Raw genomic sequence first — 26,367 nt, forward strand, 5'->3', positions numbered from 1 at the left:
CGCTCTGGACGCTGTTCGACGGCGGTGAGCGAGGTGCACGCATCCGGCAGGCGGACGCGCTGCAGGACGTCGCACTGGCGCAGCGTGCGTCGGCGGAGCGCTCACTCATCGCAGCCACCGCCTCGGCGTGGCTGGGCGCCCGCCTCGCCGGCGACCTGCTCGACGCGTACGACGCGCAGCAGGAGGCGCTGCGGGCGGAGCGGCAGCGCGTGGCACAGCTGCTGGCGGAAGGCAAGGTCGCGCGTGTCGAGATGCTGCGCATCGAGGCGGCGCTGGCACGCGCGGACGCCGACGCCGCGGCCGCTGCGGCGGAGCGGGACGTCGCGCTCGCGGACCTCGAGCGCTTCACGGGTGTGCCGTCGGAGCCCGCAACATCGAGCATTGCGACACCCGACGCGCCGGATCCCGAAGCCGCTGCCGCACGCGCGATCGAGGCCAGTGCCGAGCTGCGTGCGGCGCGCGCCCGCGCAACTGCCGCATCCGCTGCGCACGCGCAGTCCCGGGCGGGCTGGCTTCCGCGCGTCGACCTCGCCGGGCGCTACAACGAATACGGCAGCGGCGCCGGTGACATGTCCTGGGAGTGGCAGGGCGGCGTGCAGCTCTCCTGGGCGCTGTTCACCGGCGGCGCACGCGCGCGCGAATCGGAGCGCACCGCGGCGGAAGCGCGCGCCGCGAGTGCGGAAGCCGAAGCCGTCGCACGCGACATCGAGCACCAGGCGGATCGTGCGACTGCGTCACTCACCGGCGCACTCGCGCGCGTGCTCGCACTGGAAGTGGCCCTCGCGCAGCAGCAGGAGGTCGTGCGCGTCGAGCTGCTCGCGCTGCAGGAGGGTGCCGGCGTGCAGACCGATTACCTGGCCGCGGAAGCCGAGCTGCTGCGCACGCGCGCGACCCTGACGGAAGCGCGGCACGTCGCGCTGCTCGCGCGCATCGAGATCGCGCGGATCACGGGCGAGCTGTCGTCGGCCTGGCTCGAGAACACACTGGAGCGTGGACAATGAAACGCAGGATCCCGATTGCGGTTGCCGTCGTCCTCCTCCTCGGGCTGGCGGCGTGGCTGCTGTTCGGCCGCTCCGCTTCCGCGAGCGACACGCTCGAGGCGTCGGGCACCGTGGAAGCGACCACCGCCGACCTGGGCTTCCAGGCACCGGGCCGCATTGCAGAGGTGAATGCGGAGGAAGGCGCACGTGTCGGCGCGGGCGCGCTGCTCGCAAAGCTCGACGTCGCGGAGCTGGACGCGCGCCGCGCGGCAGCGGTCGCGCAGCTCGAGACGGCACGTGCACAGCTTGCGGAGCTGGAGCGGGGCGCGCGCCCGGAGGAGCTGGCGCAGGCGCGCGCCGCAGTGGCCGCGGCGGACCAGAAGCTGGAGGAGGCACGGCGTGATTTCGAGCGGACGCGTCGCCTGGAGGCCGGCGGCGCGGTGAGTCGCGAGGCACTGGAGCGGGTCGAGACGGCGCACGTCGTCGCGCGCTCGCAGGCCTCGCAGGCGCGCGAGCAGCTCCAGCTCGTGCAGAGCGGTCCGCGCAGCGAGCGCATCGATGCGGCACGCGCGCAGGTAGCGGCAGCGCAGGCCGCCGTCGCTCAGGTCGATGCGACGCTCTCCAACGCGAAGATCGTCGCTCCGTTCGCGGGCGTCGTGACCGAGCGCCACCGCGAGCCGGGCGAAACGGTCGGTGCAGGGCAGCCGGTCGTCACACTGATGAACCCCGCCGACCGCTGGGTCCGGATCTACGTGCGCGAGGATCGTGTCGGTCGCGTTTCACTCGGTCAGCCCGCACGCATCACGACGGACAGCCACCCGGACAGCGAGTTCACCGGCCGCGTGGTGCACATCGCCAGTGAGGCCGAGTTCACACCGCGAAACGTGCAGACCGAGGAGGAGCGCGTGAAGCTCGTGTACGCGCTCAAGGTGCAGATCGCCGGCGATGACGCACTCGCGCTCAAGCCCGGCGTGCCGGCGGACGTGGTGCTCGTCAGCGACGCACGGCAGCAGGACTGAGCGAATGACCTCCACCGGCCCCGCGATCGCCGTGCGCACGCTCACGCGCCGCTTCGGTGAGACGGTTGCCGTCGATGCGCTGAGCTTCGACGTCGCACGCGGCGAGCTGTTCGGCATTGTCGGTCCTGACGGCGCCGGCAAGACGACGACGCTGCGCATGCTCGCCGGCGTGCTGCCGCCGACATCCGGCGACGCACACGTCGAGGGCGTCAGCATCGCGAGCGAACCCGAGCGCGTGAAGCCGTACATCGCGTACATGGCGCAGCGCTTTGGACTGTACGAGGACCTCACGGTGCGCGAGAACATCGAGTTCTATGCGGACCTGTACCGCGTCTCGCGGCAGGAGCGGCGCGAGCGACTGCCACGCCTATGGCACTTCTCGCGACTCGAGCCGTTCCAGCACCGACTCGCCGGTCAGCTCTCGGGCGGCATGAAGCAGAAGCTCTCGCTGTGCTGCGCGCTGATCCACCACCCGCGCGTGCTGCTGCTCGACGAGCCCACCTTCGGCGTGGATCCGATCTCGCGCCGCGACCTGTGGCTGATCCTGCACGAGATGGTGGCCGAGGGCACAACGATCGTCGTGTCGACGTCGTACCTGGACGAGGCGGAGCGCTGCGACCGCGTTGCGCTGCTCGACCACGGCCACGTCCTCGCCCTCGACTCGCCGCTCGCGCTGCAGCGTGCATTCGCGGCGCCGCTCGTCGCGATCCGCACGGATCGGCCGCGGCGTGCGCGCGACGTCCTGCGCACCCTGCCTGGCGTCCGCTCCGCCGTTCTGTTCGGCGATGCCGTGCACGCGGTGCTCGCAGAGGAAGGCGATACCACCGTGCTCGTCGATGCCCTGACCGCCGCCGGGCTGCACGTGCTCGATGCGCAGCCGATCCCGGCGTCGCTCGAGGACGTTTTCATCGATCGCGTTGCGCGGCAGGAGCAGGCAGCGTGATCGAGGCCGTCGATCTGACCCGTCGCTTCGGCGACTTCACCGCGGTCGACCGTGTCAGCTTCACTGTCGAGCCGGGTGAGGTGTTCGGATTCCTGGGGCCGAACGGGGCGGGCAAGACGACGACGATCCGCATGCTGATCGGACTGCTCGCACCCACGGCGGGCAGCGCGCGCGTCGCCGGCCTCGACGTCGTCGCGGATCGCACGGCACTGCGCGCACGCATCGGCTACATGTCCCAGAAGTTCTCGCTCTACGGCGACCTCACGGTGGAGGAGAACATCGAGTTGTACGGCGGCCTCTACGGCGTGCACGGCGCACGCTTCGAGCAACGTCGCGACTGGGTCCTCGACCTGGCCGGTCTCCAGGGCGACGAGCGGCAGCCCGCGGCGGAGCTGCCGCTCGGCTACAAGCAGCGGCTCGCACTCGGCTGCGCCGTGCTGCACGAGCCGCCGATCCTGTTCCTGGACGAGCCGACGTCGGGAGTCGACCCGCTGGCGCGCCGTGCGTTCTGGGACCTGATCGACACGCTCGCTCGCGCCGGCACCACCGTCCTGGTCAGCACGCACTACATGGAGGAGGCGGAGTACTGCCACCGCCTCGCACTGATGAACCGCGGCCGCCTGATCGCGCTCGACACGCCCGCCCGCCTCCGCGCCGGCTACGATCGCCCCATCTTCACGCTCGAGACAGCCCATGCGCCGCGCGTCGTCGAGGCGCTCGCCGCGGCGCCCGGGATCGAGGACGCAGCGATGTTCGGTCGTGCGGTGCACATCGTCGCAGGCGACGTCGCCACCGCCGAGTCCAGTGTGCGCGCAGCCCTCGCCGCGCAGGGCGAGGAACTGGGCGGGATGCAGCAGGTGCAGGCGTCGCTGGAGGACGTGTTCGTCGGATTGGTGCGCCGCGAGGGCGGCGCCGTGGAAGGCTGAGGCACAACATGGACCCGGTGCGTCTCGGTGCGATCGCACGCAAGGAATGGATCCAGCTCCGCCGCGACCGGCGCAGCATGATCCTGGCATTCGTGCTGCCGCTCTTCCTGCTGCTGTTCTTCGGCTACGCGATCTCGTGGGACATCGACGACATCCCGCTGGCCGTGCTCGACCAGGACGGCAGCCGCGCGAGTCGCGAGCTGGTGGACGCGCTCACCGCGGGCGGGCTCTTCCACGTCGAGCAGCACCTCGGCCGCTATGACGACGCCGACGGGCCGATCCGCACCGGCAGCGTGCGCGCGGTGCTCGTCGTCCCGCCCGGCTTCCAGCGCAGTCTCGCGAGTGGCGGCCCCGCGCCCGTCCAGCTCCTGCTCGACGGAGCGGACGCGAACACCGCCACGATCGCGCTCAGCTATGCGGACGCGATCCTCACGCAGCACTCGCAGCAGGTGCTGCTGCAGGGGCGTCGCGTGAGCGCACCTGTCCAGTCCGACGTGCGCGTGTGGTACAACCCCACACTGGAAAGCCGCAACATGATCGTGCCGTCGCTGATTGCCGTCATCATGTCGATCATCGCGGCCATGCTGACGGCGCTCACGATCGCACGCGAATGGGAGCGCGGCACCATGGAGCAGCTCGCCGCCACGCCCGTGCACCGGCTCGAGGTCGTGATCGGCAAGCTGCTGCCGTACGTGCTGATCGGTATCCTCGACGTCACTGTGGCGACGATCGCCGGCATCGTCGTCTTCGGCGTGCCGTTCCGCGGCAGTGCGCTCCTGCTCGGCGGCATGACGCTGCTCTTTCTCGTCGGCGCGCTCGGCCTCGGCATCTTCATTTCCGCGGCCCTGCGCTCCCAGGTGCTCGCAATGCAGGTCGCCATGGTCGCGACGTACCTGCCGGCGCTGCTGCTGTCCGGATTCCTGTTCGACATCGCGAGCATGCCGGTCGCATTGCGGGCCGTGACGACGATCGTGCCCGCGCGCTACTTCGTGACCGTCACGCGCGGCATCTTCCTCAAGGGCGTCGGCATCGAGGCGCTCTGGGCGCAGGGCCTCTCGATGATCCTGTTCGCGACGATCGGGCTCGGCCTCGCCGCGCTCACGTTCCGCAAGCAGATCGCGCGATGAGCATCTCCTGGCCGCGCGTCCGCAGCCTGCTGCGCAAGGAGTGGCGGCAGATCTTCCGCGACCCGCGCTCCAAGCGGATCGTGTTCGCGTCGCCCATCCTGCAGCTCGTGCTGTTCGGCTACGCGGTGAATACGGACGTGCAGAACACCGCCCTGTACATCGTCGATCACGACGTCAGCGCCGAGAGTCGCGCGCTGGTGGACGCCTTCACGGCCGGCGGCTGGTTCCGGGTCACCGGCAGCTCCGACCGCTCTGCGGACCTGATGCACGCCCTCGATCGTGGCAGCGCGCGCATCGGCCTCGAAATTCCACCCGATTTCAGCGAGCGGCTGCACGCAGGCGGCGCGCGCGTGCAGGTGCTGCTGGACGGCACCAACTCCAACACGGCGACGGTCGCGCAGGGATATGCCGCACGCATCATCCAGCAGTTCGGCGCCGAGGCGGTGCCGCGCGCCGTGCCCGCCGGCATCGACGTGCGCGCCCGCGCCTGGTACAACCCGGACCTCGAAAGCCGGGTCTACAACATCCCCGCCGTGGTCGGCACGATCCTGATGCTCATGTCGCTGCTGCTCACCGCGCTGGCCGTGGTCCGTGAGCGCGAGCTGGGCACGCTGGATCAGCTCATGGTCAGCCCGCTCACGCCCGGCGAGCTGATCCTCGGCAAGACACTGCCTGTCGCCGCCATTGCGCTGATCGACCTGGTGCTCGTCGTCGCCGTCTCGCTGACCTGGTTCGACATCCCGTTCCGCGGCTCGGCCATCGCGCTGGTCGTCGCATCGGCCGTCTACATCGTGACCGCACTCGGTATCGGACTCTTCATCTCCACCGTGTCGACGACGCAGCAGGAAGCTTTCATGAGCATGTTCCTGTTCTTCCTGCCGACCGCCATCCTGTCGGGCTTCATGTACCCGGTGCACACCATGCCCGACGTCTTCCAGGCCATCACCCTGCTGAACCCGCTGCGCCACTTCCTCGAGATCGTGCGCGGCATCTTCCTCAAGGGAGACGGTCTGCTCCAGATCCTGCCGGAACTGGGCATACTCGCGCTCATGGCCGTGAGCATCCTCTGGCTGGCCGTCCGGCGCTTCGCCCGCTACGTGTCATGACCGGTACATTTCTTGACCGCTCGTCGCAGTGACACTCGCAAACCCCGACCGGAGGACATCGTGAGCTCCATCCTGACACTTGCACTGGTACTGATCGCGCTCTGGGTCGTCGCCAAGATCGTGTTCGGCGTCATGGGCTTCCTGGTGCACGTGCTGCTGCTGATCGGCGCCGTGCTCTTCATCGTATGGATCTGGCGGAAGATGACCGGCCACGGCAGCACGACAGACACCACACCGTGACATCCGACGCCATACGCATCGCCGGCGGCGTCGCCGTTCCGCGCAGTGAGCTGACCTTCCGGGCCACACGCGGCGGCGGCCCCGGCGGCCAGCACGTGAACACCTCCGCCACCCGGGTCGAGCTGACCTGGGACATCGCCGGCACCAGCGCGCTCACGGACGAGCAGCGCACACGCGTGCTCCAGAAGCTCGCCAACCGCATCGACGACAGCGGCACGCTCCGCCTGGTCGCCGGCGAAAGCCGCAGCCAGCACCAGAACCGTGAGGCCGTCACCGCCCGCTTCCAGGACCTCCTCGCCTGGGCACTCCGCACGCAACGGCCGCGAAAGCGGACGCGCCCGCCGAAGTCCGCGAAGGAGAACCGACTCAAGCAGAAGAAGCGGCGCAGCGAAGTGAAGAAGCAGCGCGAGCGGCCGTCCTTCGATTAGCTGGCGGGGCCGGTGAACTGCATTTTTTCACCGCCGAGGCGCGGAGGGCGCTGAGTTGGTTTCACACAGCGGTCACAGTGGAGCACAGAGGTCACAGCGTGCGTTCGTCGCGCCAGCGAATCTCCTGCGCGCACTCAGACATTACATTCTGTAATTGCTTCGCGGTGCGTCGCTGTTTCCGGCACCCCCGCACGTTCGATCTCGTCGAACCACTACCAGAATTGGCGCTTCGGTGCGTCGAACCCACGGCTGGCCGCGAGGCCACTGTGTACGCTGTGCCCGTGGTGGACTCTGTGTGAAAGAATCGGACTCTGTGTGAAAGACTCGGATTCTGCGTGAAAACTCGGGCTCTGCATGAAAACTCAGCGCCCTCCGCGCCTCAGCGGTGAAATCGTCCCGAGCCCGAGCCATCGAGACCCCCTGTGGGACAATTCCCCACAAGCTTGTCCCTTTCCCCCGACTGATCCATCCCCGCCGCCGCCTCATCTTCCGAACCAGCAACCGATCGTCCCCCGAACCACCAAACGATCGACATGGCACATCCGCACCGACACGGCAGCAAGGGCAACGGCAACGGCCGTCCACCCGTCGACTTCGACCAGTCCCCCTTTCTCGTCATCTGGGAAACCACCCAGGCCTGCGGCCTCGCCTGCAAGCACTGTCGTGCCTCCGCAGTGCCTGACCGCCACCCGGACGAGCTGACGACCGACGAAGCGAAGCAGATGCTCACGCGCATCCGCGACTTCGGCCCGATCATCTTCGTCTTCAGCGGCGGCGACTGCATGCGCCGGCCGGACATCGTGGAGCTGGTCGAGTACGGCGCCAACCTGGGCCTGCGCATGGCGGCGACGCCCGCGACGACGGACCTGACCGACCGTACGATGCTGCAGCGGCTGAAGGATGCGGGGCTTTCACGCGTGGCCGTGTCGCTCGATGGCTCCAACCCGGAGATCCATGACGCGTTCCGGCGTGTCGAGGGCAGCTTCGATGCGGGGCTGCGGATCCTGCGCGACTCGCAGGCGATCGGCATGACCACGCAGGTGAACACGGTCATCGGCCGGCACAACATCGACGACATCGACAGCCTGATGCAGTTGATGACCGATGTCGGCATCGTGTTCTGGGAGGTCTTCTTCCTGGTGCCGATGGGTCGCGCGAAGCCGGAGGACGTGGCGAGCGCGGCGGAGTTCGAGGAGGTCTTCAACAAGCTGTACGACCTGTCGAAGACGGCGCCGTTCGACATCAAGGCAACGGCGGCGCCGCAGTACTCGCGGGTGGTGCTCGAACGACAGGTGGCCGAGCGGCGCAGCGGGGAACGTACTGCGGCACCGTCGCCGTTGACTTCAGGGCTGCATCATTCCGAAAAGGACGGCATCGGTCGCGCCCGCGGGGTGAACGACGGCGACGGCTTCATGTTCGTGAGCCACCTCGGCGACATCTACCCGTCGGGCTTCCTGCCGGTCGCTGCAGGCAATGTCCGCAGGGATGACCTGGTCGACGTGTACCGCAATGCGCCGCTGTTCCGCCGCCTGCGCGACCGCACGCAGCTCAAGGGGAAGTGCAACGTCTGCGAGTATCGCCCGGTCTGTGGTGGCAGCCGCGCACGCGCGTTCGCGATGACCGGCGACTACATGGAGGCCGAGCCCTTCTGTGCCCACATCCCGCCGAAGTGGCAGCGGATGCTGGACGAGGGAATGGTCGAGGACGTGGACACCTACTTCGCGCGCCGCAACCGCTGGACGCGCGGGCTGCCTGTGCACCAGACGTAAGGGTGCGGTGTCCGGCATGCTCGAGCCCGTACTGCTGGGGGAGCGGTCCGGGTTCGGGTGTGCCGGCACCGCCCCGGCACATCGCTACTCCTGCGCCCTGCCCGTCATCTCGCTCACGACGAGCTTCATCACGCGAAACCCCTGCGACCGCAGCGCGTCCATGCTGCCGCCGGAGCGCGTCGGCTGTCCGGGATACTGCGCGCGCATGACCTCGATCGCCGCCCCCATGCCGTCGTCGTCCTCGACCCAGCCGGCCGTGCCGAACGCGAGCACGCTGCGCCAGGTCTTCGCCATCTGCTCGACCTCGACGACGTTCATGCACACCCGCGGATTGGCGTCGATGTTCGCCAGCTTCCGGCCGTCGCGCAGCACCGAGTAGAACGCGCCGTCGTAGCCGTAGATGATCGGCACTGCATACGGCTGCCCCTCGGGGTCCACCGTCGACAGCACGCCCCAGTAGTTGCGTCCCACCACCGCGCGCATCTCGCTGTCGTCCAGCACGCGCGCCGCGCCGCGCCGGCCGCCGCCCTGCGATTCACTCACTGCTACCCCTTCCAGTGCACGCGCACCTCGTTGACCTGGGGAGGCATCAATAGGCCGGTCGCGCCCCGGATCGCAAGATGGCCGGCGCCACTGGCAGACCACGCCCGATTCCGTTTTCTTCCACGCCCCATGAATCGAACCGGATACCTCGCCGAGCTTCGCTCGCTGCTGCGCCTCGCAGCGCCGATCATCGTGAGCCAGGTCGGCCAGGTCGGCATGAACACGACCGACACCATCATGGTCGGTCCGCTCGGCGCGACCCCGCTCGCCGCCGCAGGCCTCGGCTCCGCGATCCACCAGTTCTTCGTCACGATCTCCGTTGGCGTGATCGTGGGCATGGCCCCGCTGATCAGCCAGGCGTTCGGGGCCGGAGACCGGATCCAGGTCCGCCGCACGCTCGTGCAGGGCATGTGGCTCGCCGCGCTGCTCAGCGTTCCCGTGATCCTCGTCTCACTCGCAGGGCACGAGCTTGCGCTCATGCTGGGGCAGGCACCGGAGGTCGCCGCGCCGACCGGCGAGTACCTGCGCGCGCTCGCGGGCTCGGTTCCCGCCGTCTTCCTCTTCATGGCGTACCGGCAGTACCTCGAGGGGATGGGCTTCGCGCGGCCCGCAATGGTGTTCACGTTCGTGGGACTCGGACTCAACGTCGTCGCCAACCGCGTGCTCATCTACGGCGTTGGCGACGTCATCCCCGCGATGGGACTGGCCGGCAGCGGCTACGCGACCACGATCGTGCGCTGGGTGATGTTCATCGGGCTCGCCGTCTACGTCGTGATGCGCAGCGACCTGCACCCCTTCCGCGGTGTGCGACGCCGCCTCGACCCGGCGCTCCTCGGTCGGATCATCACCATCGGTGCACCCGTCGGTACGCAGTTCGGCCTCGAGGTCGGCCTGTTCGCGTTCGGCGCGGTCATGATGGGGTGGGTCGGCGCACTGGAGCTGGCGGCGCACCAGGTCACCATCAACATCGCGTCCACCACCTTCATGGTCGCACTCGGCGTTTCGCTCGCCGGATCGATCCATGTCGGCCAGCACATCGGCGCAGGGCGTACCGGCGCCATGCGACGGACGGTCCTCGCGACCTACACGCTCGCAGTCGGCTTCATGGGACTGTGCGCGCTGCTCTTCGTGGTGATGGGCGAATCGCTGATCCGCCTGTACACCAGCGACGCCGCCATCGTCGCACTCGGCGCCCAGCTCCTCATGGTGGCCGCTGCGTTCCAGCTCTTCGATGGCGCGCAGGTCGCAGGCGTCAGCGTGCTGCGCGGCGCTGCCGACACCCGCATCCCGATGATCGTCTGTGGCGTGGGCTACTGGGGCGTCGGTGTGCCCGTCGCACTGATGCTCGGCTTCCGCACCGCGCTCGGACCCGTGGGCGTGTGGATCGGACTCTCCGCCGGGCTCGCTGCCGTGGCAGTGATGCTCGCACTCCGCGTGCGCCGCCTGCTCTGGCGCGGGCAGGTCCGCCGCCTCCCCGGCGCACCACCGGTCGCAGGCGGCTGACGGCTGTATCGGGGGGTACGGTCTCCCGGCCAAACCCGGGGATACGGTCTCCGGGCCGGCCATCGACGCATGGCTGCTACGGCTCGTTCCAGCTCTCCACCCTGACCCGCAGTCCGGCCTCCCGCGGATCCCGCGTGAAGACGAACACCGCGGCCTCACGCGAACCCGCCGGCAGGTAGTCGAGCAGTACCATGGTCGGGGGCGACGCACCCGCGTCCAGCTCACCGCTCACCTGCACGTCCGCCGCGGCCGAGCCGCCGTCATTGCGAACCGTGACGTGCACACGGTGCAGCGCGCCGGTGCGTCCGATCGAGTCCACGGCAACCGAGATCGAGGGTGGACCCCTGCGCGCAATGAACCCGTCATACGCGATCAGCCCGAACGAGCCGAGCACGACCAGCACGGCGATGCCCGACACGATCCACTGGATCAGCGGAACGCCTTCCTGGTCTCCGTGTTTGCCCGGATCGCGATCGCCGTCCCTGCCGCTGCTGCTTCGCCCTTGTGCCATCACGCCCGCCTCACAGGATCAGTCGTGCGCTCGCCGCACCGACAGAAGCGGGGAACCCGAGCACCGCGGCCATCATCAGCGCCGGCGCCGCCGTCACGTGCTCGACCCGCCCGAAGCACCAGAGCACGTAGAGCGAGATCAGGAACGCGAGCGCGTACCCGACGATCGTGAACCGCAGCACGATGCTCCACATCGGCGTGCCCTCCGGCGCCGCCTCCTGCCCCCGGAACTCGACCGCGTAGACGAACGCGTGCATCAGCAGCAGCGAGACGACCATGAGCGCGAGCACGAGCGGTGCGCCCATGCGTGCCGCAATGAGCTGGACCTCTTCCGTCGGTGCGATGTTCAGCGCCAGGTAGAGTGCACCCGCACTCATGAGCAGCAGCTCAGCGAAGTAGCCCGGCCGCTCCTCGTCCTCCTTGTGCTCGCCGCCCCCGCCGTCCTCGTCCTCCTCCTCCCCGCCCGCCAGCGTCCCGTGGGCCAGCACCGCTCCAAAGCTCCCGGCCGATGCCTGCAGCACCAGCTTGCCCACGATCTCACTCATCGACATCCCGCTCCACACGACGCGGAACAGGAGCAGCACGAACGTCGCCGCAACCAGCGCGACCAGGTACGCCGTCATCGCATCGAGCACCACCTGCAGACGCCCCTGCGCCTTCTCGAACCCCGACATGTACGCCAGCCCGACGAGCAGTGGCAGCACGAACGCCAGAAACGCCAGCAGCCGCTCCCGCTCCAGCGTCGCCCCCAGCGACCACGTCTCCATGGTCATCATGATCGGAATTCCGAAGATGACCGCCCCCGCAAACGCGCGGGACAGCGCTTTCAGGTACTTCCGGCTTCGCTCGTCCATGACGGCCGGCTGGCGAGGCAGGGCGTGTGCCAACCCAAATGCTGGAACTGCGGGATCTGGGCGGTGGGGGCGCGAGATGGGCGGCGGGAAAACCGGGTCGAAGTGCGGGCAGCGGGCGATGGGGGGCGCCCACCACCCCATGCCCAGCCGCCCGCAGTCAGGAAGTCCCGAAGTGTCCGCCACCCACCTCGCTCCCCCCACCGCCCACAACCCGCAGGTTCAAAGACTGGAAACCGGCGGCCGCGCCTCCCCGTACGACCTCCTCAGTACGCTCCCCTTTTCCCCACGCGCAGGCACCAATGAACGACCTCAAAGTCGGTCTCCGCGTCCTCCGGAAGAATCCGGGTCCTTCGCTCTTCGCGGTTCTCGCGCTCACGCTCGGTATCGGTCTCACGGTGATGATGTTCAGCATCATCTACGGCGCGATCCATCGTGGGCTGCCCTTCGACAGACCTGATCAGCTGGTGCACCTCGAGCGGTCGCAGCCGTCGCGCGGCATCGAGAGCATGGAGGTCACGATCCACGATTTCACCGACTGGCGTGCGCAGCAGCGCCAGTCGTTCGTGGATCTGGGCGCGTGGTACGCCGGCACGGTGAACGTCGCGGATCGCGGGGTGCCGGAGCGCTACGACGGGGCGTTCATCACGCCGTCGACGTTTGCGCTGCTCGGTGTGCGCCCGATCCACGGCCGGCTGTTCCGCGAGGAGGAGACGTCGCGCGCGGAGCCGATGACCGTGCTGATCGGCTACCGCATGTGGCAGGACCGCTATGAGGCGGATCCGGAGATCGTCGGTCGCGTGATCCGTGTGAATGGCGAGCCGGCGACCATCGCCGGTGTGATGCCCGAGGACTTCCTGTTCCCGTTCAACCAGCAGGTGTGGGTACCGCTCCGGCTGGACCCGGTCGAGCTGAAGCGCGGTGAGGGGACGACACTGGAGGTGCTCGGCCGGCTGCGCGAGGGTGTGACCATCGATCGCGCGATGGTGGAGATGAGCGGCATCACGCAGCGGCTCGCCGCGGAGTACCCGCAGACCAACGAGGGCATCTCCCCGATCATCAAGCCGTTCACCGAGGAGTATATCGGCGAGGAGCCGATCAACATGCTGTACACGATGCTCGGTGCGGTGTTCTTCGTGCTGCTGATCGCGTGTGCCAATGTTGCGAACCTGCTGATGAGCCGCGCCGCGACGCGCACCAAGGAGGTCGGCATCCGCACCGCACTGGGCGCATCGAAGATGCGGATCGTGGCGCAGTTCATGGCCGAGGCGCTGCTGCTTGCCGGTGCCGGCGCCCTGCTCGGCCTGCTCCTCGCCTGGACCGGCGTGCGCATCTTCAACGCGGCCATTGCCGACACGAACCCGCCCTACTGGATCGACATCCGCATCGACAGCGCCGCGATCCTGTTCGCGCTTGCCGTCACTGGCATCGCGGCCCTGATCTCGGGAGCGATCCCGGCGTACCACGCGGCGCGCGCGAACGTGAACGAGATCCTCAAGGACGAGAGTCGCGGCTCCTCCAGCTTCCGGCTCGGGCGCATGAGCAAGGCGATCGTCGTGTTCGAGATCGCGCTCTCCTGCGGGCTGCTGATCGGCGCGGGTCTCATGATCAAGAGCGTGACGCAGCTCAAGACCATCGACCTGAACTTCCCGACGCAGATCTTCACGGCGCGCGTCGCCCTGATGGAAGCCGCCTACCCGGACTCGATCGCGCGCGACAACATGCAGCGCGAGCTGCTGCAGCGGCTGCAGCAGATGCCGGAGCTGGAAAGCGCGACGCTGCTCACGGCACTGCCCGGCCTCGGATCGGGCGGGCCGGAGGTCCGGATCGAGGGCGTCGAATACGACCTGGAGGGGGAGCTCCCGTTCGTGCGCGGCAACACGATCGCGCCGAACTACTTCGAGACGTTCCAGGTCGCGCTGCTCGAAGGGCGCGCGTTCGGCGACCAGGACCGGATGGATGCGCCGCGCGTCGCCATCGTCAACCAGTCGTTCGCAACGAAGTTCTTCAGTGGCGACTCACCGATCGGGCGGCGCATGCGCTTCGGCCGGGAGATCGACGCGCCGTGGATCACGGTCGTCGGTGTGGTCCCCGACATGTTCGAAGGCGGTCTCGACAACGACGTGCGCGAGGCGGTCTACACTCCGCTCGCGCAGGCGCCGCCGCAGTTCTTCTCGATCGCCGCACGCACGCGCGGCGAGCCGCTCGCCGTGACGCAGCAGGTGCGCGGAGTGGTGAACGCCATCGACGCCGACCTGCCGATCTACTTCGTGCGCACGCTGCAGGACGCGATCGATCGGAGCTACTGGTTCTACTCCGTGTTCGGTGTGCTCTTCATGGTGTTCGGCGGCGCGGCCCTGTTCCTCGCCGGCGTGGGCCTCTACGGCGTGATGGCGACGTCGGTCGCGCAGCGCACCCGCGAGGTCGGCGTGCGCATGGCCCTCGGCGCGCAGGCGCGCGACGTCCTCACGATGGTCCTGCGGCAGGGCATGGTCCAGATCGCAATCGGCATCGCGCTCGGCCTCGGCATCGCCGCGGCCCTGGGCAACCTGCTCGCCATCGTCCTCTACGAGGTCGACCCGCGTGACCCCGTCGTGTTCGCGTCGATCATCACGTTCCTCGTCGCGGCCGCGCTCTTTGCCTGCTTCGTGCCGGCCCGCCGGGCGACCCGCGTCGACCCCAACATCGCGCTGCGCGCGGAATGAACGTCCGGGCGTGCGGCGGCCGAACACGCCGCCGCACGCTCCTGCCAGCTCCACCCGGGGATCGCAGCACGGCGCCGCCGCCTGACCCGCGGCCGCTCACCGGCAGTCCCGAGTCCGGCTGCTCGCGCGTTCATTACAAAGCTGTAACGGGCGACAGGACAGGAAGTCGTTATCTTACCCGTCCGGCGATGAACGCACTGACACCCAGACGTGGAGATCGATGATCACACCGGCAGAAGCACGGGAGCGCCTCGAGAAGGAGCTCCGTCGGCAGATCAGCACCATCTCGAGCGGCGACGAGGCCGTGGCCGGATGGATGGCCGGCCGCGCGTCCGACGGCGTCCGCCGCCCCTGGGAGACCAGCGATGACCTCGAGCTGACAGGGACGCTGCGCGATCTCGGCGCCGGCCGCGCCCGCGCGCTCGCGCTGGCGCTGGTCCGGGTGGAAAAGGGGACGTACGGCCTCTGCACCCGCTGCGGCGACCGGATTGCCCATGAGCGGCTCGAGGTCCTGCCCGAAATCGAGACCTGCCGGGACTGCACCGATAACTGACAATTCGGGCCGGGCTCGTGACGCGGGGGCGCTGCAGGGGGGTGCGGCGCCCCTCGTCGCATTCCGGAGGTGAGTAGAAGAAGCCTGCCGCGTAGGGCGACACCCCTCGTCCTGTCCGTCGGCCGCCGGTCGCGCGGCCGCCCCGGTGCGGCTATGTTGCGCGGACCGAACAGCAACCGCGAAGAACTATGCCTGACACACTGACCATCACCGACAACCGCACCGGGCGCTCGTACGAGGTTCCGATCCAGTACGGCACCTACCCGGAGTACGGCGCCTACATCAACGGCACCGAGCTGCGCAAGATCAAGTCGTCCGACGAGGACTTCGGGCTGCTGAGCTACGACCCCGCGTTCATGAACACGGCGTCGACCAGGAGCTCGATCACCTTCATCGACGGCGACAAGGGCATCCTGCGCTACCGCGGGATCCCGATCGAGCAGCTCGCCGAGCAGAGCACGTTTCTCGAGACGGCGTTCCTGATCCTGTTCGGCCACCTGCCCAGCCAGCAGGAGCTGGACGAGTGGACGCACGAGATCACGATGCACACGCTGATTCACGAGAACATGCGGAAGTTCATGGAGGGCTTCCACTACGATGCCCACCCGATGGGCATGCTCGTGAGCACCGTGGCGGCGCTGTCCACGTTCTACTCCGAGTCGCGCGATATCAGTGACCCGGAGAACAGGAAGCGGCAGATCATCCGGCTCATTGCCAAGGTCCCGACCATCGCCGCCTTCGCCTACCGCCACTCCATCGGCCGCCACTACATCTATCCCGACAACGACCTCAGCTACGCCGGCAACTTCCTGAACATGATGTTCCGGATGACCGAGCGTGAGTACCGGCCGAACCCGACGCTCGAGAAGGCGCTCGACGTCCTGTTCATCCTGCACGCCGACCACGAGCAGAACTGCTCCGCCAGCGCAATGCGCAACGTCGGCAGCAGCCACGCCGATCCGTACGTGTCCGTCGCTGCGGCCACCGCCGCGCTCTGGGGCCCGCTGCACGGCGGCGCCAACGAGCAGGTGCTGCGCATGCTGCACGAGATCGGCGACCGGAAGAACGTGAACGAGTACATAAAGCGCGTGAAGGCGGGCGAGTTCCGGCTGATGGGCTTCGGGCACCGCGTGTACAAGAACTACGACCCGCGCGCGCGCATCCTGAAGAAGATGGCCGACGACGTGCTCGAGGTGACGGGCAAGTCGCCGCTCCTCGACCTGGCGATGGACCTCGAGCGCATCGCACTCGAGGACGACTACTTCGTCTCGCGCAAGCTCTACCCGAACGTCGACTTCTACTCGGGCATCATCTACCAGGCGATGGGCTTCCCGGTCGACATGTTCCCCGTCCTCTTTGCCATCGCGCGCACGACCGGCTGGCTCGCACAGTGGCAGGAGATGCTGGAGGACAGCGACCAGAAGATCACCCGCCCGCGGCAGGTCTACACGGGTGAGGACGAGCAGGCATACGTGAAGATGGCGCGGCGGTAGCATCCCGCTCGTGGGCCCGCCTCGCGCGGGTCCGCGATGCCGCCGGGATACGATCTCGCATCCGCCGGCGCAGCGACTTCACCACCAGGCCGATCACTCCCTTCCCGCGACCATGAGCGAGTTCGAGTACCTTTCCGTGCTGATCTCGATCGTGCTGGGCCTCGGCCTTTCGCACGTCATGGCGACCGCCGCGCAGCTCGTCCGCTACCGCTCCGCCGTCCGGTTCTACCTGCCGGCGCTGCTGATGCTGGTGCTGCTGTTCCTGATCCACATCCAGATCTGGTGGGCCGTGTTCGAGCTGCGCACGGTGCCGGAATGGAGCTTCATCGATTTCGCGCTGCTGCTCGCCCTGCCCACCATTGCCTTCATGGTCAGCGTGCTGCTGTCGCCCGACTTCGACCGCGAGGAGATCGTCGACCTGCGCGCCCGCTACTACGAGCACCGCCGCTGGTTCTACGGCCTCTTCGCCCTGCTGCCCCTCGCCAGCCTCGCCCAGGAGCGCGCGATCCGCGGCTTCATCCAGCTCGACGCCGATCCGGCCTTCCGCCTCGCGTTCGTCGGTCTTTCGGCGATCGGCTTTGCCAGCACGCGCGAACGTGTACACTATGCGATCACGATCATCGCGCTGGCCGGCTTCGCCATGTACATCGGGATGCTGTTCCTGGAGCTCGCATGAGCAGCCGGCCGGCCGACGGCGTGGCCAGGGCGCCTGATCGCGCTTCCAGGACACACACCTCGGACGGATCGGCAGGACCCGGACGTAGCAGGGACGATCGTGCTGACGCTGGCGCGACGGGTGCCTCGGGTGAGGATTGCAGGTGCGGCATGTGCGACCAGCCCATTCCAGCAGGAGGCCATCATGATCGTCGTAGCGGGAGCGACCGGCAGCCTCGGCGGGAAGATCGCGGAGGGCCTGCACGCGCGCGGTGAGCGCGTGCGCGCACTCGTACGCCCGACCTCGGACCATGTGGCGCTGCAGCGCACGGGCGTGCCGATCATGTACGGCGATCTGACGCAACCCGAGACCCTTGCACGCGCACTGCCGGGCGCGCGCGTGCTGATCACGACGGCGAGCGCGTCCAAGCGGAACGATGACGCCATCGAGAACGTCGACCTGACGGGGAACCTGAACCTCGTCGACGCGGCACGGGAAGCGGGCGTGGGCCACGTCGTCTTCGTATCCACGGTGGGCGCCTCGCCAGAGCATCCCGTACCGGTGTTCCGCGCCAAGGGCACCGCGGAGAAGGCACTGCGCGAAAGCGGCCTGACGTATACCATCCTGCAGGCCAATGCCTTCATGGACGTGTGGTTCTCGGCCCTGATCGAGGCGCCTTTGTTCGCAGGCCAGCCGGTCACGCTCGTGGGCGAGTCGCGGCGCAGGCACTCGTTCGTCGCCGAGAGCGACGTCGCGGCCTTTGCGGTCGCGGCCGTGCGCTACCCGGCGGCGCGCAACCGGACCATCCTGATCGGCGGGCCCTCCGCACTGACACTGCGCGACGTCGTTGCCGCTTATGCCCGTGCCGCGGGCGTGGACATCCCCGTGAACAGCGTCGCACCCGGCGAGCCGATCGCGGGACTGCCCGAGCCCGTGGTCATGCTCGCTGCCGCGCTCGAGACGTACGACTCGCCCATTCCGATGGAAGCGACCGCGGCGGCATTCGGCGTGGACCTGACGAGCGTCGACGAGTTCGCGCGGATGCGCCTGAATCCGGAGCTTGATGCATGAGGAGCGCGCCTGCGCGTCTCTACCCGGATCCGCAGCCTGCGGGGCGCATGTATTCTCGTTCACCGGAACACTGGCCGTGACTTCGCATCCCGGGCGTCTTGTGCGACGGGCGGGCCCCGGCACAAACTGACGGTTGATTCCGACCATTTCTTCCGCCCCACCGGAGGACCGTATGCGCACTCCCCGTCTTCGCCGGGCGCTGCTGCTGTGTGCCGGCGTTACCCTGGTCCCGTGCGCGGTCGCCGCGCAGAGTGCTATCGACGAGCGGTTCACGGTCGAGCGCTACCTCGACCTCGAGACCGTCTCCAGCCCGCGCATCTCCCCCGACGGCTCGCAGATCGTGTACGTGCGCGGCTCGATCGACAAGGTCAAGGACCGTCGGCGCTCGAGTCTCTGGATCATGGATGCGGACGGCGGTCGCAACCGTTTCCTGACTGACGGCAGCGGCGCGGAGTGGTCGCCGGACGGCAGCCGCATCGCGTACGTCGCGGACGCAGGCGACGACGGGGCGGAGATCTTCGTGCGCTACCTGGATGCACCCGAGCCGACGCAGGTCACGCGGCTCGAGCAGTCGCCGGGCAGCCTGCGCTGGTCGCCGGACGGGAAGTGGATCGGTTTCGCGATGACGGTGCCGACGCCGGACAGCGCGGCGTGGCCGATCGACATGCCGAAGGCACCGAAGAACGCGGAGTGGACGAAGGCGCCGCGCGTCGTGCGGACGCTGCACTACCGCGCCGACCGGCGCGGCTACCTCGATCCCGCGTACACCCACCTCTTCGTCGTGCCGGCCGATGGCGGTACACCGCGCGACGTGACGCCCGGCGACTGGAGCGTCGGCGCGCGCTTCGACGGGCAGCCTGGCGGCGTGTCGTGGGACTGGATGCCGGACGGTCGTGCAATCGTGGTGGAGGGACTGCGCGTCGCGAATCCCGATACGATCTACCGCGACGCGTACCTGTACCGCATCGACGTTGCGACCGGCAACGTGCAGCAGCTCACGCCCGAGCGCGGCACGTGGACGTCGCCGGTCGTCTCACCCGATGGCCGCCGCATCGCGTTCAGCGGCGATCCGTACAGCCGCATGAGCTACCGCGCGTCCTCACTCTATGTGATGAACGCAGACGGCTCCGACCTGCGGGCACTGAGTGCCGACCTCGACCGCGACCCGGGCGACATCACCTGGGCATCCGACGGCAACGGCATCTACTTCACCGCCGCCGACCACGGCACCAGCAACCTCTATTACGCGCCGCTTTCCGGGGGCGCACGCAAGCTCACGGACGGCGCGCACATGCTCCAGCTCGCGTCCGTGGCACGCAATGGCACGGCCGTCGGGGTGTTTACCACCGCGACGCAGCCGACGGATGTCGTACGCTTCACGCTGCGCCAGCCGGAGCGCCGCACGCAGCTCACGCACGTCAATGACGACGTCCTCGCCGGGGTCCGGCTGGGCGAGCTCCAGGAGCTGCGCTTCACGTCCGCCGACGGCACCGAGGTGCAGGGCTGGCTCGTCCGGCCGCCCGGCTTCGATCCGACGCGCCGCTATCCGCTGATCATGGAGATCCACGGCGGACCGCACGGCATGTACAACGTCGGCTTCAACCCGATGTTCCAGAACTTTGCGGCCAATGACTTCGTCGTGCTGTACACCAACCCGCGCGGCAGCACGGGCTACGGCACCGCGTTCGGCAACGCGATCGAGCGCGCATACCCGAGCGTCGATTACGACGACCTGATGGCGGGCGTGGATGCCGCGCTCGCGACCGGGTTCGTGGACAGCGAGAACATGTTCGTCGGTGGCTGCAGCGGCGGCGGCGTGCTGACCAGCTGGGTGATCGGTCACACCGACCGCTTCAAGGCCGCGTCGGTCCGCTGCCCCGTGACCAACTGGCTGTCGTTCCTGGGACACACGGACGTGCCGTACTTCACCGCGAACTTCTTCGACAAGCCGTTCTGGGAAGACCCGGAGCCGTGGCTGAAGCAGTCGCCGCTCATGTACGTCGGCAACGTGAAGACACCAACGGTCGTCATGACCGGCATCCTCGATCTGCGTACGCCCATGCCCCAGAGCGAGGAGTACTACGCCGCGCTCCGGATGCGCGGTGTACCGTCCGCGCTGCTGCGCTTCGAGAACGAGTACCACGGCACCGGCTCGCAGCCGTCCAACTGGATCCGCACGCAGCTCTACATGATGGACTGGTACCGGCAGTGGGGCACGTTCGATGAGCGCGGACGTGAGCGCGTGACGGAGCAGGTCAGCGGGCGGCCGTGAGGTCCGCCGCGGGCATTCGTGGTGGGCGCGACCGTGAGGGCGCGACCGTCAGGTCCACCGAGTTCAACGGCGGCCGGCGCAGCTCGTGAGCAAGCGACCGTGAAGGCCACCACGGGCAGCGGCGGCCGGAGCACCTCGTGAGCCCCGGCGAGCGCGAGCTGCTGCAGGCCTGGCTGCGCCGCGCACCCACACGCCGCGAATTCCTCGGGCTGCTCGGTGCGGCGTCGGGAACCATCCTGCTGGGCGGCTGCGCGGCACGGCGCAGCGACGCCGTCGTGCCGCTCGCTGCGTATCCGTTCACGCTGGGCGTCGCCTCCGGCGACCCGACGCCGGACGGGGTCGTGCTGTGGACCCGGCTTGCGCCGGATCCGCTGAACGGCGGCGGCATGCCGCCCGCGCGCGTGCCGGTGCAGTGGGAGCTGGCGAGCGACGACGGGTTCCGCCGCGTCGTGCGGCGCGGTGACATGCTCGCGGTGCCGGAGCTCGCGCATTCCGTGCACGTGGAGGTGGACGGGCTCGAACCGGATCACGTGTACTGGTACCGGTTCCTTTACGACGGCGTGTCGAGCGCCGTCGGGCGGACGCGCACGGCACCCGGGCGTGATGCAGCGCCCGACCGGCTCGCCTTCGCGTTCGTCTCCTGCCAGAACTACCAGCAGGGCTACTACACCGCGCTCCGCCACCTCGCCGACGAGGACGTCGCGTTCGTCGTGCACCTCGGAGACTACATCTACGAGAGCATCCTCGCCGAACGCGTGCGCTCCCATGGCGACGCGGAGCCGCTCACGCTCGACGAGTACCGCACGCGCTACGCGCTCTACAGGACGGACCCCGACCTGCAGGCGGTGCACGCAGCACTGCCGTTCGTGGTGACGTGGGACGACCACGAGGTGGACAACAACTACGCAGGTGCGTTCGACCAGGCCGGCTCGCCGATGGAGGTCTTCCTGCAGCGGCGCGCGGCCGCGTACCAGGCGTACTACGAGCACATGCCGCTGCGCCGCAGCGCGATGCCCGCGGGACCCGACCTGCGGCTCTACCGCCGCTTCGCATACGGTGACCTGCTCGCACTGAACGTGCTCGACACACGCCAGTATCGCACCGACCAGGTGTGCGGCGACGGCGTGCGCGCGGACTGCGCGGCGCGCTTCGATCCGGCCGGCACCATTCTCGGAGCCCCGCAGGAGGCCTGGCTGCTCGACGGGCTTTGCGCCAGCCGCGCGCGCTGGAACGTGCTCGCGAACCAGGTCCCGTTTGTGCCGCAGATGCGCGTGCGCGACGGCGTGCGCGTCGAGGACATGGACAAGTGGGACGGCTACGCCGCCACGCGCGAGCGCGTGATCGCCGCGATCCGCGGCGGCTGCGTATCGAATCCCGTGATCATCACCGGCGACGTGCACGTGAGCTGGGTCGCCGACCTGCCGTCCGACCTCGACAACCCGACGTCCGCGCCGCTGGCGACCGAGTTCGTCGGCACGTCGATCACCTCCGGCGGTGACGGCCGCGACATGGACGACAACACGCGCGCGCTGCGCGCGAGCACGCCGCACATGAAGTACTTCAATGCACTGCGCGGCTACGTCCGCTGCACCGTGACGCCGGAGCGCTGGACGTCGGATTACCGGCTGGTGCCGTACGTGTCCCGGCCGGGCGCACCGATCGCGACGGACGCGAGCTTCGTCGTGGAGGCGGGGCGGGCGGGGGTGCAGGGGTGATTCGGCGGGTCGGGATCCTGTCCTGAGCATCACCCCGGCAGGTCGGGCGGCCGCGCTCACACCCGACCTGAAATCACCCGGGCAGGTCGGCCGGCCGCGCTCCACCCGAACTGAAAATCACCCCGGCAGGTAGGGGGGGCGCGGTCACACCCGCCGTCCATCACGTGATCGGCGGGCCGTCCTGCTTGTAGACCACGCCGCCCTTCATCACGAAGCCGATATCCTGCAGCAATGTGATGTCCTCGAGCGGGTTGCCGCGCACGGCCACGATGTCGGCGAGGAAGCCGGCTCGCACCGCGCCGAGTTCCTCGTCCCGGCCCAGCGCGCGGGCCGCATTGCGTGTGGCCGCGAGGATCGCAGCGGCCGGTGACATGCCGGCCTCGACCATGAGCTGGAACTCGCGCGCGTTCAGCCCGTGCGCGAACACGCCCGCATCCGTGCCGAATGCGATCGGCACGCCTGCCCGGATCGCGCGCCGGTGCGAGTCCTTCACCAGCGGCTCGATCGCGAGCGCCTTCTGCGTCGGCCCCGGTGGCAGCACGCCCGCCTTCGCCATCGAGATCGCGCCCTCGAACGCCATCATCGTCGGGACGAGCCAGGTTCCGCGCTCCTTCATCTCCTCGAGGATTTCCTCGTCCAGCACACTGCCGTGATCGATCGTCGTGATCCCGGCACGCACCGCGTTGCGGATGCCCTCGATGCCGTGTGCGTGCGCAGCGACGCGGCGGTTCAGCATCCTCGCCGTGGAGATCACCGCTTCCAGCTCCTCCGGTGTCATCTGCGCCGGGCCGATCTCGTCGGTCATCGACAGCACGCCCGCCGTCGCACACACCTTGATCACGTCCGCACCATCACGTACCGCGGCGCGCACGGCCGACGCGGCCGCGGCGGGCCCGTCGTACACGCGCTCGCGTGATGCGTCCACGTTCACGTGCCCGGGCAGGATCCCGGTCGTGGGATCACAGTGGCTGCCCGTGGTGCCGAGCCCGAGCGCGGTGACCATGCGCGGGCCGGGCACGAGCCCGTTGTCGATCGCATCGCGCAGCGCAAGCGCCGTCGTCGCCGGCGCACCCAGGTCGCGGATCGTCGTGAAGCCTGCAAGCAGCGTGGTGCGCGCATTGACCGCGCCCTTCAGCACCGGGTACTCCGGATAGGTCGTGTACAGGAACGAGCCCGGCGGCGCGGCGAGGTCCTCGGGACCACCCGTGATGTGCGTGTGCAGGTCGATGAAGCCGGGCATTACCGTCCACCCTGACAGGTCGATGCGCTCCGCGTCTGCCGGAATGGTCACGTTCGGCCCGACGTCGACGATGCGACCGTCGCGCACCAGGATCGTCACGTTCCGCTGCAGCGCCTCGCCCGTGCCGTCGAACAGGGCACCGGCCCGGATCGCGATCGTGGCTGCCGCGTCGCCTGGTGCCGCGCTCTGTGCCAGCGTCTGCATCGGTGCAGCGGCAGCCAGCAGCGCTGCCGCGAGGAGGGAGCGTCGCATCATGAGCATCCGTGTTGTGGGGAAGCGTTGCCGCAGTGCAGCTACGATAGAGGGCTGCACCAGGCCGGGCAACTCGCGCGTGGCACGGTCCGCTCGCATGAGGAGAACGCCGTAATGGCATGGGTGAGCGGCGCGTCGCTTGCATTCGAAACGCAGCAGACGGAACCACTCAACGCCGCCCGAGGAGCAGCACATGCCCGACAAGCCGCCGACCACCGACCCCGAGCAGCGCGAGCACGATACCGCGAGCTCCCGCCACCAGAGCGGACTGCCGCCAGAGCCGAAACAGGACAAGCCCGGAAAGCCGCCGCTGCGGCCCCGCGACGTGCAGAAGAAGGACGAGGCGTCCGACAAGTAAGGGGATCGAGTCGATCCGTCGCGGTGGCGGTCGGCGGTCGCGGCCGCCGTCGCGGCATCGATCCCCCGCAGTGCGCCACGCGTCGGGCCGCACGCCGGCGCCTGGCGCGCTATCGGGCTATCCGCCCGACAATCCGACACACGGCCACTCCGCCCGCGCGCGCCTGGCGCGCTATCGGGCTGTGCACCCGATAATGCGACACACGTCATTTCGTTCGCCGCCGCCTGGCGCGCCATCGGGCCGCATGCTCGATGATCCGACGCACGTCACCCATGCGCCTGCCGGGCTACCGGGCTATACGCCCGACAATTCGACACGCGTAGCCCCGCGCCCCGGCGCCTGACGCGCGATCGGGACGCATGTCCGCAAATCGGACGCGCGTCATCCGGGCGTCGGCGCCTGACGCGCGGACTCGGCGTGCTCGGCTGGGGCGTGGGCGCGCCCGGCCCGCAAGCCCGATAATCTGACACACGTCACCCCGCACGCAGACGCCTGGCGCGCTATCGGGCTATACGCCCGATAATCCGACACACGGCCCGTGGCATCCTGAGCGATTGGCGCTGCAGCGGGCCATAGGCCCTGCCGCACGACAATCGTCAGCTCCCGCTGCAGCGATTGGCGCAGTATCGGGCATCCGAGGCTGATGCGCCCTTGGCGCCGGCTCCGCCCACCGCGCCGGTGGCAGGCGGTTGGAGTTCCGCAGAGATCCGCCGCGCCGTGGCGCGCACCCCGCGAAACCCGCGCAGATCGGCCCGCCGGCATTGCCGCGTCCCGCGCGGCCATTCGCCCGGAACCCGGACTCCCCCGTCACACATCATCCCCTCCGCTCGTCACATGATCAGACCCCCTCGTCCGTGACCGCCAGCCGGGAGACGCCGGTGCCACGAGCCTTCGTCAACCAGGTCGACATCGCCTACGACGACAGTGGCGCCGGCCCCAACGCGCTCCTCCTCGTCCACGGCCATCCGTTCGATCGCTCGATGTGGCAGCCGCAGGTGAAGCACCCGCTCCATCGTGGCTGGCGCGTCATCACGCCGGATCTGCGGGGCTACGGGGCCAGCAGTGTGGTGCCGGGCGTTACCAGGCTGGACGTCTTTGCCCGCGACCTCGCCGCACTGCTCGATCACCTGCGCATCCAGGACGTCGTGATCGGCGGGCTGTCCATGGGCGGGCAGATCGTGATGTCGTTCGCGCAGCTGTTTCCCGAGCGGGTCCGCGGGATGCTGCTGGCCGCCACGTTCCCGCAGGCGGAGACGGAGGAAGGGAAACGGCGTCGCAACGAGATGGCGGACCGGCTGCTGCGCGAGGGCATGGACGCGTACGCAACCGAGGCGCTGCCGAAGATGCTCGCGCCGCGCCACATCGAGCAGATGCCGGACGTCGCGCAGCACGTGCTGACCATGATGCGTGCAACGGCACCGGAAGGGGCCGCAGCGGCACTGCGCGGACGGGCGGAACGACCGGATTACAGCGGCACGCTCGCGATGCTGAACCTGCCCGCGCTGGTCGTGGTCGGCAGTGAGGACGCGTTCACGACGCGCGACGACGCCGAGCACATGCACAAGTGCCTGCGGGGCTCGGAGCTGCTCTGGCTGGAGGGCGTGGGCCACATGCCCAACCTGGAGCGGCCCGCCGCATTCAACGCGGCGCTCGATCGACTGCTCGCGCGCGCGATCGTCCACGTCCTGGCATGACGGAATCCGCCAGGGGCATTGCGGCCGCGCCAGTCGACCGCTTACACTGACGCCATGCAGCAGAACGCGTGCTTCTTTGCCTTCGACGTCTTTACCGGGACCCGTGCCACGGGTCGCGCTCGAAGGTGTATGCACTGACGCTGCGTCACATCGAATCGCGAACGGCCCGTGGGTTTCCACGGGCCGTTTTTTTGTGCCCAGCAGTTTCCGATCCGGAAGGTGATCATGCCGGCACCATCGACCTGGCAAGCAGCACGCGGCAGCGCGCACACGCGCGGAGGCGCGGTTTCACCTGACGCGCGGGTACCGCAGGTGCGCGTCGCATTCCAGGGTGCGCCCGGTGCATTCAGTGAAGAGGCGGCGCTGGCACACTTCGGCGCCGGGGTGGAGTGCGTGCCGTGCGCAACGTTCGCC

24 protein-coding genes are annotated in these 26,367 nt (G+C 68.9%); 20 read left to right on the plus strand and 4 right to left on the minus strand.

What is annotated here, in order from left to right:
* The 9 genes from VFU06_01165 to VFU06_01205 form a co-directional block, all read left to right on the plus strand.
* Window positions 1-1,001, plus strand: a 1,001-nt coding sequence (locus tag VFU06_01165; GenBank protein ID HEU5207991.1) for a TolC family protein, incomplete at its 5' end; no start/stop codon positions are given.
* Complete coding sequence (locus VFU06_01170; GenBank protein ID HEU5207992.1) at window positions 998-1,999, plus strand: HlyD family efflux transporter periplasmic adaptor subunit; 1,002 nt, start codon at window positions 998-1,000, stop codon at window positions 1,997-1,999. The genes VFU06_01165 and VFU06_01170, both read left to right, overlap by 4 nt.
* A gap of 4 nt (window positions 2,000-2,003) precedes the next feature.
* Window positions 2,004-2,942, plus strand: coding sequence for an ABC transporter ATP-binding protein (locus VFU06_01175; protein HEU5207993.1), 939 nt, complete (start codon window positions 2,004-2,006; stop codon window positions 2,940-2,942).
* Window positions 2,939-3,868, plus strand: a complete 930-nt coding sequence (locus VFU06_01180) for an ABC transporter ATP-binding protein (protein HEU5207994.1) — start codon at window positions 2,939-2,941, stop codon at window positions 3,866-3,868. Before VFU06_01175 ends, VFU06_01180 begins: the two co-directional genes overlap by 4 nt.
* 8 nt (window positions 3,869-3,876) lie before the next feature.
* Window positions 3,877-4,995, plus strand: a complete 1,119-nt coding sequence (locus tag VFU06_01185; GenBank protein ID HEU5207995.1) for an ABC transporter permease — start codon at window positions 3,877-3,879, stop codon at window positions 4,993-4,995.
* Entirely contained in the window at window positions 4,992-6,101 is a 1,110-nt protein-coding gene (locus tag VFU06_01190; GenBank protein ID HEU5207996.1) for an ABC transporter permease, read from the plus strand. The genes VFU06_01185 and VFU06_01190 overlap by 4 nt, the downstream gene beginning before the upstream one ends.
* A gap of 60 nt (window positions 6,102-6,161) precedes the next feature.
* Window positions 6,162-6,341, plus strand: coding sequence for a hypothetical protein (locus VFU06_01195; protein HEU5207997.1), 180 nt, complete (start codon window positions 6,162-6,164; stop codon window positions 6,339-6,341).
* Window positions 6,338-6,769: an alternative ribosome rescue aminoacyl-tRNA hydrolase ArfB gene (gene arfB, locus VFU06_01200; GenBank protein HEU5207998.1), complete on the plus strand. Its 432-nt coding sequence runs from the start codon at window positions 6,338-6,340 to the stop codon at window positions 6,767-6,769. The genes VFU06_01195 and arfB overlap by 4 nt, the downstream gene beginning before the upstream one ends.
* A gap of 533 nt (window positions 6,770-7,302) precedes the next feature.
* Window positions 7,303-8,538: a TIGR04053 family radical SAM/SPASM domain-containing protein gene (locus VFU06_01205; protein HEU5207999.1), complete on the plus strand. Its 1,236-nt coding sequence runs from the start codon at window positions 7,303-7,305 to the stop codon at window positions 8,536-8,538.
* 84 nt (window positions 8,539-8,622) lie between these two features.
* Here VFU06_01205 and VFU06_01210 read toward each other — a convergent pair whose 3' ends face one another.
* The gene (locus VFU06_01210) at window positions 8,623-9,081 is read right to left on the minus strand and encodes a pyridoxamine 5'-phosphate oxidase family protein (GenBank protein ID HEU5208000.1); all 459 of its coding nucleotides are present in this window, start codon (window positions 9,079-9,081) and stop codon (window positions 8,623-8,625) included.
* Between the two features lie 129 nt (window positions 9,082-9,210).
* Between VFU06_01210 and VFU06_01215 the strand changes: the two genes are divergently transcribed.
* Complete coding sequence (locus VFU06_01215) at window positions 9,211-10,584, plus strand: MATE family efflux transporter (protein ID HEU5208001.1); 1,374 nt, start codon at window positions 9,211-9,213, stop codon at window positions 10,582-10,584.
* Window positions 10,585-10,660: 76 nt separating this feature from the next.
* Here the strand turns inward: VFU06_01215 and VFU06_01220 are convergent, their stop codons facing one another.
* Window positions 10,661-11,095 (minus strand): hypothetical protein, encoded by a 435-nt coding sequence (locus tag VFU06_01220; protein ID HEU5208002.1) that lies wholly within the window; start codon window positions 11,093-11,095, stop codon window positions 10,661-10,663.
* A gap of 10 nt (window positions 11,096-11,105) precedes the next feature.
* Entirely contained in the window at window positions 11,106-11,948 is an 843-nt protein-coding gene (locus tag VFU06_01225; protein HEU5208003.1) for a TIGR02587 family membrane protein, read from the minus strand.
* Between the two features lie 299 nt (window positions 11,949-12,247).
* On the opposite strand from VFU06_01225, the gene VFU06_01230 reads away from it, so the two are divergent.
* From VFU06_01230 to VFU06_01260, 7 genes are all read left to right on the plus strand, one after another.
* Window positions 12,248-14,650: an ABC transporter permease gene (locus VFU06_01230; GenBank protein ID HEU5208004.1), complete on the plus strand. Its 2,403-nt coding sequence runs from the start codon at window positions 12,248-12,250 to the stop codon at window positions 14,648-14,650.
* 220 nt (window positions 14,651-14,870) lie between these two features.
* Entirely contained in the window at window positions 14,871-15,203 is a 333-nt protein-coding gene (locus tag VFU06_01235) for a TraR/DksA C4-type zinc finger protein (GenBank protein ID HEU5208005.1), read from the plus strand.
* A 188-nt stretch (window positions 15,204-15,391) separates the two neighbouring features.
* Entirely contained in the window at window positions 15,392-16,696 is a 1,305-nt protein-coding gene (locus VFU06_01240) for a citrate synthase (GenBank protein ID HEU5208006.1), read from the plus strand.
* 112 nt (window positions 16,697-16,808) lie between these two features.
* On the plus strand, window positions 16,809-17,372 hold the full coding sequence (locus VFU06_01245) for a hypothetical protein (GenBank protein ID HEU5208007.1): 564 nt from the start codon (window positions 16,809-16,811) through the stop codon (window positions 17,370-17,372).
* Between the two features lie 183 nt (window positions 17,373-17,555).
* A complete protein-coding gene (locus tag VFU06_01250) occupies window positions 17,556-18,422 on the plus strand; it encodes an SDR family oxidoreductase (protein HEU5208008.1) in 867 nt (288 codons plus the stop codon).
* A gap of 172 nt (window positions 18,423-18,594) precedes the next feature.
* Entirely contained in the window at window positions 18,595-20,694 is a 2,100-nt protein-coding gene (locus VFU06_01255; protein ID HEU5208009.1) for a S9 family peptidase, read from the plus strand.
* Window positions 20,695-20,831: 137 nt separating this feature from the next.
* The gene (locus VFU06_01260) at window positions 20,832-22,409 is read left to right on the plus strand and encodes an alkaline phosphatase D family protein (protein HEU5208010.1); all 1,578 of its coding nucleotides are present in this window, start codon (window positions 20,832-20,834) and stop codon (window positions 22,407-22,409) included.
* A gap of 160 nt (window positions 22,410-22,569) precedes the next feature.
* On the opposite strand, the gene VFU06_01265 is transcribed toward VFU06_01260, so the two are convergent.
* Window positions 22,570-23,904 (minus strand): amidohydrolase family protein, encoded by a 1,335-nt coding sequence (locus VFU06_01265; GenBank protein HEU5208011.1) that lies wholly within the window; start codon window positions 23,902-23,904, stop codon window positions 22,570-22,572.
* A gap of 190 nt (window positions 23,905-24,094) precedes the next feature.
* Between VFU06_01265 and VFU06_01270 the strand changes: the two genes are divergently transcribed.
* The 3 genes from VFU06_01270 to VFU06_01280 all read left to right on the plus strand — a co-directional run.
* On the plus strand, window positions 24,095-24,259 hold the full coding sequence (locus VFU06_01270) for a hypothetical protein (GenBank protein ID HEU5208012.1): 165 nt from the start codon (window positions 24,095-24,097) through the stop codon (window positions 24,257-24,259).
* A gap of 878 nt (window positions 24,260-25,137) precedes the next feature.
* Complete coding sequence (locus VFU06_01275) at window positions 25,138-25,953, plus strand: alpha/beta hydrolase (protein ID HEU5208013.1); 816 nt, start codon at window positions 25,138-25,140, stop codon at window positions 25,951-25,953.
* Between the two features lie 225 nt (window positions 25,954-26,178).
* Window positions 26,179-26,367: prephenate dehydratase domain-containing protein (locus VFU06_01280; protein HEU5208014.1), on the plus strand; the 189-nt coding region annotated here is incomplete at its 3' end.

Source organism: Longimicrobiales bacterium (assembly GCA_035764935.1).
Classification (GTDB): Bacteria; Gemmatimonadota; Gemmatimonadetes; order Longimicrobiales; family RSA9; genus DASTYK01.